Consider the following 12,578-nt stretch of genomic DNA (forward strand, 5'->3'; position numbering starts at 1 on the left):
CATTGTGTATGATATATATAAATAAGTTCTAAATTTTTATGAGTAAATGACTTCTGTTGTTTCAAATCAGCAGGAGTCCAAACTCCCGCTGATAATAATATCGGATTTAAAATTATTTAGAATTCTCGCCGGTTACTCGACGAGCCAATTCCGTCATGTAATCGAAGAAAGCATCGCGATCTACATCATACACAACGTTTACGGGTCTACCATCAGCTGTTTCAACTGTACGTCCTTGGCTTGGGCCGTCCGTGATAACAGTACTGTTAATTGTTTCTACTTTCACAAGATCTTTTTTGCCGATTGTTGCAGTCGTTAGCACGTCCCATAAATAGTAAGTTGAGTTCGTTGAGAAATGCACGAGCGGCGGTACCATCGCATAACATTGGCCGAGGAAGTCCACCCCGATATTGCTACGCTCTTTTGCCCAACGTTCACGCACATCTAATGTTAATGGCACTTGGTTTGTACTTTCGAGTGCGACTAAATCGATTTCAATATTTGTTTCCCATACGCGACCCGCAGCTTCTGGATCCCAGAATACGTTCCATTCAGCCGTTCCATCATGTTCAGGTTCCGCCACATTTCCTGCCTCTCTAAACGTACCGCCCATCCAAATGAGTTTTTCAATTTTCTCTTCGATATCCGGTGCAATGTCTAGTGCGCGTGCAAGGTCTGTCAAAGGTCCTGTAAATAATAGAGTCGTTTTTTCATCTCTGTTACGAATTGCATCGATCATATGCAGATGTGCTGGCTTTTCTGCTACTGGTGTGCGTATCTCTCCAGATTCATTTAAAATCGGTAGTGCATCTACGTAAAAAGCATGCATACGCCAATCTTTTGGAAAAGGATTTTTACCACGTGAATTTGACTCTGCTACATCTAGTCCGCCGTTTCCAAAGCGGTCGATAATTTTTCGACTAGCAAATACCGCTGGCTCTAAATAACAATCGGCAGGAATTACGGATACACCTGTCAATTCAACGTTATCCATTTGAAGTAATAAAAATAGTGAAATGAGATCATCAACCCCACCATCATGATTGAAATAAATAGGTTTATTTGCCATTCAAATTCGCTTCCTTTTTACTTAGAATTGTTTTGCCGAAAATAATAAAAGAACCGAGATAGATTTCTCTACCTCGGTTCTTTTTACATTTAGAAATACTGGAATGTATTATTAAAAAATAATACATTCCTAGTCGTTCTTCATGTAGTCCGGTCTTTTACGGTTACCAGGTAGAAACGCTTAGACCATATTTCTAAGCATATACATTCAAGAAGCTTCTATTCAGTTTTTCGACTTTTATAAAATAGCATCCTATTTTAAACGGGTCAATAGTTAGTGTAGATGTTGTTTTTTTTCGATAATTTTATAATCACTTTTCGAATATGAGTAAAACAACATGTATGCGTATTCAAATAATGATTTTTTTATTTGGGAAAGAGGCGGCTTAATCACTTATGAAAGGCTGTATCCATTGCAAAATAGTATAAATGATAGGGAGGGTAATAAAACAGAGAAGTGTAGTGAGGATAACGCCGAATGATGCAAAAGAAGTATCTGCACCAAATTTTTGTGCATAAACAGAAGTAGTTGTCGCACTCGGCATTGCGGCTGTCAGTATAGCAACAATGATTAGCGAACGTGGAACAGGAAGAAATATAAATACAAGTAAGCTTAAAGGAATAATCATTAATTTAAGTATAGCCGCGATCCATATATACTTGTTTTTACCATACTGTATAAAATCTTTTATTCGAATGTCTGCAAGAAAACTCCCAATCAAAATCATCGATAAAGGAACCGTCATTTTCCCAACATCTTCAAACGTCGTCAAAATGATGTCCGGCCAACTAAGCGGAAGAAATAGCATACATACGCCAACGAGTGTTGAAAGGATCCCGGGATTGAAAAATAACATACGCCAATTTACACTTCGGTCATGCATCGTAAATATATAAATTCCATACGTCCAAATTAATATTAAGTAACAAATATTAAATATCGTTAAGTAAATAATTCCTTGCTCAGCCATCAAAATATGAATAACAGCAAACCCAATAAATCCTTGATTGCCGAAGATAATTAAGCTCTCATATACACTTTTTTGTTCGTTAGGAAGTGCGGCTTTTTTTCGTAGTCTAGCCGCAATGAACACGGATAGAGATAGTACAAAAATAGACATAATGACAAGCCAAATAAAATCGATTAACAATTCAATGGAATAGGTCGTTTGAAGTGAGAACAAGATGAGCGCAGGCAAAGTAACATAAAGCATGAGCTGTGTCATGACCTGATTTGCATGTTGATTGAATACGCGTAATTTGCGAGCAGTAAAGCCAATCATAGCCATCATATAAAGCGGCAACATCGCTAACACAAAATCGCTAATGGATAGCAAAACTGTAACTCCTTTAGATTGTTTTTGTAATTTATGGTTGCAGAGGAGAAAAGGTGAAAAGAGTGATGGGTATCTGAGGAATCTTGGTTGGTGACAGTCACTCACACAACTTGAACACTATTCTGACAACAATGGTGGAGTGGTTACGAATCTTCGGTTGAGGAGGTTTTGTTGGAATGCACTAAGTGGTTCTTATACTAGTCTTCTGCTAAATTACGGGGACTTGTGCAAGACATGATTCAGGAAATGAACAAAAATGTATATGAAAAATTAAAAGCCAATCAATTTAATATTTGATTGGCCTTTGTTAGTATAGTTACCTTAAGTTAAAGATTATAATTGCACTTTACGCAGGCACCGTTATTAATCTCGCTTAAGTGAATATCTGTTTTCCGCATAAGGTAATTCTAAGTTTTCTCGTAATGTAGTCCCTTCGTATTCTGTCCGGAATATGCCACGCTTTTGTAGGATAGGAACAACTTTATCAACAAATGCAGTTAACTCGCTTGGCAAATTAGCAATTAACATAAAACCATCTGCCGCGTTCTGCTCGTACCACGCTTCGACAAGATGAGCGACTTGCTCCGGTGTTCCCATAAAAGGTGTGCGGGGTGTCGCTTCTCTTAACGCTACTTGACGAAGGGTTAAGTTTTTCTCGCGTGCTTCAGACTTAATGCGGTCCGTATCGCTTCTGAAACTATTTTTGCCAATGCATCCTATATCCGGGAAAGGTTCATCCAATGGATATTGAGAAAAATCATGATGCTCAAATAGGCGACCTAAAAAAGCGAGTGCTTGTTCAATCGTCACCAAACTAGAAAGTTCTTCGTATTTCCGTTCCGCTTCTTCTTCTGTATGTCCAATAATCGGGCTAATTCCTTGTAAAACAATCACGTCGTGAGGGTTACGACCAAGTTTAGCTGTTTGCTTTTTCACATCAACATAATATTGCTGCGCCTCTTCTAAAGTAGGCATAATGGCGAAAACTGCATCTGCAACTCGTGCGGAAAACGCAATCCCTGCTGCTGATGAACCTGCCTGAAAGATTACAGGTTGTCCTTGCGGCGAACGCGCGATATTCAACGGTCCTTGCACAGAGAAAAACTCACCTTTGTAATTCAATGTATGTAATTTTTTTGGATCAAAAAATTGTCCAGACGCTTTATTGCGAATAAAAGCATCATCTTCCCAAGAATCCCATAAGCCTTTCATAACCTCAACGAACTCGGCAGCCATCTGATAACGCATCGCATGGCTTGGATGATCTTTTACTTCTTTACTAAAATTTAATGCTGTCTTTTCCAGTCCTGACGTCACCGCATTCCATCCCGCTCGACCTCCACTTAACATATCTAGTGAAGCAAACTGTCGCGCCGCTGAAAACGGTTCACTATAGGAAGTCGATAATGTGCTCACTAGTCCGATGTTCCATGTCACCGGTGCTAGTGCGGAGAGAATCGTGAGCGGTTCAAATCGATTCAAGTAATGTGGGTTCGATTTTTCGTTGATGTATAAAGCATCTGCAATGAAAACAAAATCAAATTTCCCGCGCTCTGACGTTTGGGCCTGCTGTTTATAAAAGTCAAAACTTACACTTGCATCTGATGGCATAGTAGGGTGTCGCCAATCGGAAATCTTCTCGCCAACCCCATGAATCATCGTTCCTAACTTCAACTTCCTTCTTACGTGCAACGTACTCTCCCCAGTCATGTGGATTATTATGTATGAATTATGGTAATCATCCATTATCTTAAATTATCATATGTGTCATGCTCGGTGTCAAGACAGAAGGTGGAGCCTTTAGTCTTAAGTTAGGGTGCCTGTGAAAGACACTGTTCAGACTATAAGCCATAATTGTATAATATAAAAGGGAGAATCCTGTCGTCAACGCATTTTCCGGGATTCTATTTACTGTTTAATGCAAAGTCTTGAATTGTCATACTTTGGCCTTACACAGGCACTCTTCACTATTTAAAGGCACAGTTGATTTGAGAGTGCCAATAATATAACAAGGATTAAACAATCCAAATATCCATAAACACCGAACTCATAACCAAGTTCGGTGTTTTTTTACGTCTAGATATATCCGATTAAAAATCTTTTTAAAATATTTTTCAATAAATGTATCCTTTTTCGTTTTACCTCCCTATATAAAGGTTGAAGCGGGTGTTCATTAATTAAAACAAAGCGGGGGATCAATATGAACGAAGGTTGGATAAAATTGCATCGGGGACTTATGGACAAGCCAATTTGGACGGAGTCGACACCAGAACAAAAAGTGGTTCTTATTACGTTATTAATGATGACAAATCATAGTGAAAAACAATGGGAATGGCGGGGAAAACCTTTTATTGCGCGTCCTGGTCAATTTGTCACTTCTCTGCCTACTCTTGCCCAGAAGTGTGGAAAGAATTGCAGCGTACAAAAAATTCGAACAGCACTCAAAAGATTTGAACGTTATGGATTTCTAACAGACGAATCAACAGCCCATAATCGGCTCATAACCCTTGTCAACTGGGGCATTTACCAAGGGGGCACTAAAATTGCAACAGCCGAATCAACAGACGATCAACAGACGGCTAACAGACACTTAACAGCTAACAAGTATGTAAAGAATGAAGAGAATGAAAAGAAAAGTAATCGTCGAAAACAAGTTTACGACGAATCTTCTATTTTTTATCAACTTGCTTTGGCGCAGTTTGAGGAGATACAAATGAATCAACCCCACGCAAAAGAACCGAACTTTCAAAAGTGGACAAATGATTTCAGGTTGATTGTCGAGCGGGACGATAGGACAGTTGAACAAATTACGTATTTGATGAAATGGTCTATGGGGCATTCGTTTTGGCACTCCGTGATTCTATCTCCATCCTCTTTGAGGCGACATTGGGAGCGTTTAGTCGCCCAGGTGAAACAGGAACGAGCGTTGGCAAACGGAAAAGTTGTCTCCATACCGAAAAAGCAAATTCAAGAATTCAGTTTAGATCTTGCGAAGGGGGAGTCCATATGATTGCGGAAAAAGCTGTGCTCGGCGCAATGCTGAAAGAAAATTATTTAATCACCGAATCCAACTTGAAAGTAATGCAATTTACAGATCCAGTAAACAAAATGATTTTTCAATCGATGCTAGCACTTCGTAAGGCTGGAAAAACCGTTGATATGATTACATTGCTGACGTCTTACAGCCCACAAGATTTAGGCGGCGCGAATTATTTGAATGACCTTACGAACTATGCGCATCTTGAAAAGTTTGATGACCATGTTGGTGAGTTGTTGGACGTATGGCGGGAACGGGAGAAGAAAAATGTGCTGCATGTTTCCGCACATGAAGATTGGTCGATTGACAAGATCACTACTGAATTGACGGCACTTACCGATAGTCGGGTGAGTGATCATTCCGACATCTTGTCAATGCTTGTGGGCGTTTATGAAGAACCATTTATTGAAAAAGAAATGAAGGAAGGGGTCCCGTCAGGCATTGACAAATTAGATGACATGACGAATGGATTCCAGGATGGTGAATTAACAATCTTGGCGGCCAGGCCTTCTGCTAAAAAATTTGCGCTTTATTTATCGGAAAGGGAAGAGGAAGCGCGTGCTGAGCACCGTCGGATTTATGGGGAGGTTACTTATACAGTTTTAGATATGAGCCATAAAATGGACACGTCAATTTATTGTGAGGAAACGAAAAGGTGGCAGTCATTTCGGGAGTTGAAAAGGCAAGTGGTTCAGTTTCCGTATTATGTTGGAGAAATGTGCCAGAGTGCAAAGCCTTTCACTGTATGCTCCAGAGAGTAATGATTTTATTTGTCTCCATCGTATTCTTTTTAGAAATCTATATAACTATTTGTTAATTCTAGGCATCTTCAATTCTGAGCATTGGCATACCCGCTGAATTCCATATTCCATATTAATAATTAACATGAATCACCTAATTTCGTTTCTGATAGTAAATTAGGTGATTTTTTATTTGAGTTACAGCATTCCAAAATTAGTAGCCAAATTTTCTTAAAAGCGTGCGTTTATCTTTCATCTATGTCGAGGTTATCTTGCGGGAAAGTCGGGAGTATGTTTATTGGTAAAAAAATATAGAGAAAAGAAAACCTACGAGTATCAAGTTTCTTTGGCTTATTTTCTAGTTTTTTATACTAATAAGATTAATAACTTAAATAAAAAAAGAAAATTTAGTATAAAAAATAATTTGATACTATGCAAATACAAATAGAAATTGGAGAGGTGGGAGCAAATGAAGACGTTAAATGAGATTCATCTGTCAAATTTGGAATTGGACTCTTTATTCCATCCACGCACGATTGCTGTATACGGGGCCTCGGAGAATACAAAAAAAATTGGTTATTTACAATTGCAAGCGCTTTTGAACGGGAGATTTGAAGGAGAAATCTATCCAATCCATCCAAGCTCTAAAGAGATTGCTGGGCTGCCTTGTTATCAAAGTGTGAAAGAAGTGCCAAATAAGGTCGATTTGGCTATTTTATGTGTCAACATAAACCACGTCGAGAATTGTTTAATTGAATGCGGCAAGAGCGGTGTCAAAGCTGCCATTATATTTGCCTCTGGATATTCAGAAATAGGGGAAGCGGGAATCAAGGCACAAAATCGCTTAAAAGAAATAGCAGATCGATATAATATTCGAGTTATCGGTCCCAACTGTGTTGGTCTGCTTAATACGACAAATGGTTTAATGGGAACATTTTCACCTGGCTTAACAAACATACCGCTAGGAAAAAGACGAGAAGTAGGGTTTGTGACACAAAGTGGCGCATTTGGTGTATTAACTTATATTGCCGCCGCACAGCATGGTTTAACGTTTAATTATTTTGTCAGTGTAGGCAATGAAGTGGATGTTGGCTTTTCCGATGTCATCGAATATATGCTTAATGATCCTAATACCACAATCGCAAGCGGCTATTTAGAAGGGGAAAAAAATCCGGGAAAACTACGGGAACTTGCAAAACATGCGTTAGAAATTAATAAACCAATTGTCATAATGAAATCTGGGCGTAGTAGTGCGGGAAGCCGTGCTGCAGAATCACATACTGGTTCTCTAGCTGGTGCAGATAAAATTTATGACGGATTTTTCAAGCAAACAGGAATTGTACGCGCGGATGATTACGATGATATTATATCTTTCTCCAAATTATTTTTATCAAATAAATTACCGGCAGGTAGAAATACAGTCATTGTTACGAGTTCAGGCGGAAGGGGGATTAATGAAGCTGACCGCTGTGAGTCCTATGGATTAAACATTCACCCGCTAAGCGACAAAGTAAAAAGTGAAATTGAAAAAAATATCCCAAGTTATGCAAGCGCTTTAAATCCAATCGATTTAACAGCTGCAGCGTCAATTACTCACCCGGAACTTTATATAGAACCGCTAAAAGTGCTCATCAATGATCCTGAAACAGATATTATTATTTTTTCTGAGTTCCCAATGGACTGGGATGAGAATACACCACTTCTCCAAGAATTTGTAGAGCTATGTAAAAGCTCGGATAAGCTAATATTCGTAACTACTTTCCCGCTTGAAGGAATGTCCATTCCTAAAGGAGTCCAATATTTAGAAGATAATGGCATTCCTGTGATTACTGGCAATTTAAATCCAATTCGCTCACTAGCAAAGCTTGTTGAGTATAGTGAAACCTATGAAAAAGCAAAAACTCAAGAACAAGCCCATGAGCGTGAGGTGAATAAACAGAACATTCAACCTTTGTTGACGAGAAATCAAACATTAAGTGAGTCACAATCGAGTGAAATATTGTCACAATATGGTATCCAAACGACTATTCAAGCAGTAGCCGATACGGAAACAAACGCAGTAAAGATAGCTAATGAAATCGGTTATCCAGTTGTTTTGAAAATTGATTCACCTGATATTCCGCATAAAACGGAAGTAGACGGGATTCGTTTAAATATAACAAGTGATCAGGAATTAAAGGAAGCATTTCAAGAGATTTATGAAAACGCCAAAGAGCATTGTCCGTCAGCGAATATACACGGGATTTCTGTTCAGCAAATGTTGCCAGAGGGTGTGGAAGTGATTGTCGGGGTGACGAATGATCCGACATTTGGTCCAGTTATTATGTTTGGGCTGGGCGGCGTGTTTGTAGAGGTCTTTAAGGATGTCTCCTTTAGAGTAGCCCCTATTACGAGACAGGATGCTATTAGTATGATGGAAGAATTAAGAGGCCATGAACTATTAAAAGGTGTTCGAAATAAAAAGGCTGCTGATAAAGAAGCGATTATTGATGTGTTACTAAAAGTGTCTGCATTAATCCAAGAATATCAAGATGACATTCAAGAAATTGATATTAACCCTTTAATTGTCTATGAAAAGGGGATTACGGCAGCTGATGCACTAATTGTTACGAAGTGATAAGGAGGATGGAAGATGGATTTAGATAAAAGTGTGATTGGTTTAAAGAGCGAAAAATACGTCTTTGAAGTAGAAAAACGGCATGTTTATCAGTTCGCTTCTGCTATTGGAGACGATAATTTATTGTATACAGATCAGGAGTATGCCAAGCAATCACCATATGAGGGGATGATTGTACCACCTACATTTCCAGTCGCAATGAATAATGGAGATGTGGAACTCCCTTTACAATTGGATCATCGTAGAATGCTTCACGGTGAACAGGAGTTTTTATATTATCAGCCAATCCGGATAGGCGACCGTTTGCATTGCCAGATGAAAGTTAGCGATTTGTATGATCGAGAAGGCAAAAGCGGAAAAATGCAATTTTTAGTGCTAGATACAGAAATGAAAGATAAACAGGGCGAATTAGTTTGCATAAGCCGAATGAATATTATTTATCGCCAGTTAACAAAGACATAAGGAGGGAACATCGTGATTAAAGAAATGGAGTTAAGTGATTTAACGGTTAATCAAAAGATAGAGCCGCTACTGAAACCGCCAATTACGAAAGTACAGCTAGCCCAATATGCTGGGGCTTCGGGAGATTTTAATCCGTTGCATCTAGACGATAAGTTTGCTAGAAAAATCGGTATGGAAGGCGTGATCGCCCACGGAATGCTCGTGATGGGTTTTTTGGGCGAATATGTAATGAAAATAGCAGCTCAACAAGCAAAGATTGAAAAGTTTAACATGCGATTTGGAAAAATGACCTTTCCAGGGGATGAAATTCGATGTTCAGCTATTGTAGAGCAAAAGTATGAAGAAAATGGAAAGCGGTATATCGCTTTAGATTTAACAGCCGAGAAAAATTCTGGTGAAATCGTTGGGGCAGGAAGTGCGGTTTTGCAATTGTTGTCATAAGGAAGTTTGAAATAGGAGGAGTTATTTATGGGGAATATTAGTAATCGCTATGCAATTGTAGGCGTGGGGGAGAGTGAACGCTCAAGAAAGTCCGGTACAACACCTCTCCATTTAGCGTTAGATGCCGCAAGAGCAGCAATTGAAGATGCCGGATTAAACGCAACAGATATCGATGGGGTTATGAATTATAACACAAATGACTCATGTACTTCCCACGAGCTGGCAACGTATTTGGGAGTAAGGCCTAAATATGTAAAAGATATTCAAGGCGGCGGCAGCAGTACGGAAATGTTAATCGGAGATGCGATTTCACTTATTGAATCAGGCATGTTAAATACCGTATTGATCTATCGCTCGATGAATGGAGCTTCTGGGCAGCGAGTAGGACGCGGCTATGATCCAGATATGCTGCAAACGGCGCTATCAGGTGGAAGTTTTATTATGCCATATGGTTCAGCAAGTCCTTCACAATGGTTTGGGATGTATGCAACACGGCATATGCATGAAACTGGCATTAGAAAAGAACATTTAGGCCATGTTTGTCTAAGTTTCTATGATCATGCACAGCGTAATCCAAATGCCTTTTTGCATGGAAAGCCATTAACCATGGAAGATTATCTTGCAACGCCTGATATTAGTTCACCCTTTAACATTCACGATTCCTGCTTAGAGTTAGATGAAGGAAATGCAATTATTGTTACATCGGCGGAAAGAGCAAAGGATTGCAAATCAAAACCCGTCTATATTATGGGGATGTCTTTAAGACAAACTCATCCGCATGTCCATTACTGGAATGATATTGATCAAGTAGCAGCTGATTACGTTGGGGAAGAGCTTTATCAGAATGCCGGTGTAAAACCAGAAGATGTTCAAGTCGCGGCGATTTATGACTGCTTTAGTTGGGTCGTGCTTCGTCAATTAGAGGCTTATGGTTTTGCACCGCGCGGTGAAGTTGGAGACTTTGTAGCAGAAGGAAACCTTCGAATTGGTGGCAAGTTACCAACAAATACAGCAGGCGGCATGTTGGCTGAAGGATATACACACGGAATGAATAACGCAATTGAAATTGTAAGGCAATTACGCCATGAATATAAAGGAACAGACCGGCAAGTTGAAGATTGCGAGATTGGTATTTGTACCGGTTGGAGCGGACCAGACATAGCGGGCGCAATGATTTTAAGAAATTAGGAGGATTACTATGACTACTATGACTTACCAAAAACCAGTTCCATTGAAAGACCAAGACAATAAAGCGTATTGGGATGCGGCAGACGAGCATCAATTAGCACTGCAGAAATGTAAAGATTGTAATACGTATGCACATCCTCCAGGACCTAGTTGTTCGAAATGCGGAAGTAAAAATGTAAGTTGGGAACATTTTGGAGATGAAGTGACAGCAACGATTTATTCATACGTTATCAGTTATCGACCATTTTTACCAGGTTTTCAAGATGACTTGCCGACCATTATTGCGCTCGCGAAGTTAGATCAAGTGCCAGAAGTGAAAATCATGTGCAATGTACTAAATTGCGATGAAAAAGATATTCGTATTGGAATGCCTGTTCAAATGATTTGGGAAAATATTACGGAAGATAGGGCGCTTCCACAATGGATTCCGATAGAAGACTAATAGAGAAAATTGCTAGAAAGGATGAGAATGAATGGATTTTTCCTTTACTAAGAAAGAAGAAAAATTTCGAATGGAATTACGAAATTGGTTAGAAAAAAATCTTCCGGGAGGCTGGATTGAAGGAAAAAGAGACTTGCCGGAAAAGCTTGATGAATACTCACGTTTTTTAAGGGATTGGCAAAAGAAATTATATGATGGCGGCTGGGCAGCAATCGCATGGCCAAAAGAGTACGGCGGAAGAGACGCTAGTTTGATGGAAGAAATTATTTACCATCAAGAAATGGTAAGAGTGAAAGCGCCGCCTTTAATTAATTATATCGGTATTCATATGGTTGGGCCTACTTTGATTGATGTCGGTACTGAAGAACAAAAGGAAAAGTATTTAAAGAAAATATTAACCGGGGAAGAAATATGGTGCCAAGGTTACTCAGAACCGAATGCCGGATCAGATTTAACTGCCATTAGTACAAGGGCGGTTAAAGATGGCGACCACTGGCGGATTAATGGTCAAAAAGTGTGGACTAGTTTTGGACATGTGGCAGATAAATGTTTTTTATTAGCAAGAACGAGCAATCATCCTGAAAAGAAACACCGCGGCATTACCGTGTTTTTAGTAGATATGGATCAGCCAGGAGTAGAAACGCTACCAATCGTTCAAATGGATGGGCGCAAGGATTTCAATGAAGTGTATTTAACAGATGCTGTTGCTTCCGATGAAGACATTGTCGGGGAATTAGATGCAGGGTGGCGTGTGTTGATTGCGTTAATGTTACATGAACGAACAGGCATCGGAGCTGAACTATTTACATTGGAAAGACAATTTAATGAGACGGTTGAACTAACGAAACAATATAAAATCAATGGGCAGCCATTAATAAAAAATCCACTTATTAGACAGAAGATGGCAAACTTTTATGCGCGTGTTCGCGGCTCTTTATTAAATTACTATCGAAACTTAACAACAATGATGAAGAGCGGGCACCCTGGACCGGAAAGTTCGATTGATAAGTTAGTAGTGAGTGAGCTAAATAAAGAGCTAGCTGCATTTGCGATAGAAATTCAAGGCCATCAAGGCGTTTTGTGGGAAGAAGACGCTCCTCATAATCCGAAATGGCAAAATTTATTTCTTTCTTCTTTTGGTCAAACGATTGGCGGAGGGACGAGTGAAGTTCAACGAAATACGATTGGAGAGAGAGTATTAGGTTTGCCTAAGGATATGGGGCGTTAATAGAAAGTGGAGGGATGA

11 protein-coding genes and 1 riboswitch are annotated in these 12,578 nt (G+C 39.4%); of the genes, 8 read left to right on the plus strand and 3 right to left on the minus strand.

Going from position 1 to position 12,578, the window contains the following annotated elements:
* Nucleotides 1–112 precede the first annotated feature (112 nt).
* The 3 genes from BI350_RS07665 to BI350_RS07675 form a co-directional block, all read right to left on the minus strand.
* Nucleotides 113–1,069 carry a nucleoside hydrolase gene (locus tag BI350_RS07665; RefSeq protein WP_075527559.1) on the minus strand — a complete coding sequence of 319 codons (957 nt, stop codon included), beginning with the start codon at nucleotides 1,067–1,069 and terminating at the stop codon, nucleotides 113–115.
* A 125-nt stretch (nucleotides 1,070–1,194) separates the two neighbouring features.
* Nucleotides 1,195–1,296, minus strand: a riboswitch (purine riboswitch).
* 158 nt (nucleotides 1,297–1,454) lie between these two features.
* On the minus strand, nucleotides 1,455–2,405 hold the full coding sequence (locus BI350_RS07670) for an AEC family transporter (RefSeq protein WP_245698314.1): 951 nt from the start codon (nucleotides 2,403–2,405) through the stop codon (nucleotides 1,455–1,457).
* A gap of 363 nt (nucleotides 2,406–2,768) precedes the next feature.
* The gene (locus tag BI350_RS07675; protein ID WP_168157257.1) at nucleotides 2,769–4,097 is read right to left on the minus strand and encodes an LLM class flavin-dependent oxidoreductase; all 1,329 of its coding nucleotides are present in this window, start codon (nucleotides 4,095–4,097) and stop codon (nucleotides 2,769–2,771) included.
* Between the two features lie 508 nt (nucleotides 4,098–4,605).
* Here BI350_RS07675 and BI350_RS17070 point away from each other — a divergent pair.
* From BI350_RS17070 to BI350_RS07715, 8 genes are all read left to right on the plus strand, one after another.
* Nucleotides 4,606–5,415 carry a hypothetical protein gene (locus BI350_RS17070; protein WP_075527561.1) on the plus strand — a complete coding sequence of 270 codons (810 nt, stop codon included), beginning with the start codon at nucleotides 4,606–4,608 and terminating at the stop codon, nucleotides 5,413–5,415.
* Nucleotides 5,412–6,203 (plus strand): DnaB-like helicase N-terminal domain-containing protein, encoded by a 792-nt coding sequence (locus BI350_RS07685; RefSeq protein ID WP_075527562.1) that lies wholly within the window; start codon nucleotides 5,412–5,414, stop codon nucleotides 6,201–6,203. The genes BI350_RS17070 and BI350_RS07685 overlap by 4 nt, the downstream gene beginning before the upstream one ends.
* Nucleotides 6,204–6,651: 448 nt before the next feature.
* Nucleotides 6,652–8,799 carry an acetate--CoA ligase family protein gene (locus BI350_RS07690; RefSeq protein ID WP_075527563.1) on the plus strand — a complete coding sequence of 716 codons (2,148 nt, stop codon included), beginning with the start codon at nucleotides 6,652–6,654 and terminating at the stop codon, nucleotides 8,797–8,799.
* 15 nt (nucleotides 8,800–8,814) lie between these two features.
* Nucleotides 8,815–9,261, plus strand: coding sequence for an FAS1-like dehydratase domain-containing protein (locus BI350_RS07695; RefSeq protein WP_075527564.1), 447 nt, complete (start codon nucleotides 8,815–8,817; stop codon nucleotides 9,259–9,261).
* 12 nt (nucleotides 9,262–9,273) lie between these two features.
* The gene (locus BI350_RS07700; protein ID WP_082294998.1) at nucleotides 9,274–9,702 is read left to right on the plus strand and encodes a MaoC/PaaZ C-terminal domain-containing protein; all 429 of its coding nucleotides are present in this window, start codon (nucleotides 9,274–9,276) and stop codon (nucleotides 9,700–9,702) included.
* 27 nt (nucleotides 9,703–9,729) lie between these two features.
* Nucleotides 9,730–10,890, plus strand: a complete 1,161-nt coding sequence (locus BI350_RS07705) for a thiolase C-terminal domain-containing protein (RefSeq protein WP_075527565.1) — start codon at nucleotides 9,730–9,732, stop codon at nucleotides 10,888–10,890.
* A gap of 10 nt (nucleotides 10,891–10,900) precedes the next feature.
* Nucleotides 10,901–11,332 (plus strand): Zn-ribbon domain-containing OB-fold protein, encoded by a 432-nt coding sequence (locus BI350_RS07710; protein ID WP_342672210.1) that lies wholly within the window; start codon nucleotides 10,901–10,903, stop codon nucleotides 11,330–11,332.
* 31 nt (nucleotides 11,333–11,363) lie between these two features.
* Nucleotides 11,364–12,560, plus strand: coding sequence for an acyl-CoA dehydrogenase family protein (locus tag BI350_RS07715; RefSeq protein WP_075527566.1), 1,197 nt, complete (start codon nucleotides 11,364–11,366; stop codon nucleotides 12,558–12,560).
* Nucleotides 12,561–12,578: the final 18 nt, after the last annotated feature.

The organism is Sporosarcina ureilytica (assembly GCF_001753205.1).
Taxonomy (GTDB): domain Bacteria; phylum Bacillota; class Bacilli; order Bacillales_A; family Planococcaceae; genus Sporosarcina; species Sporosarcina ureilytica.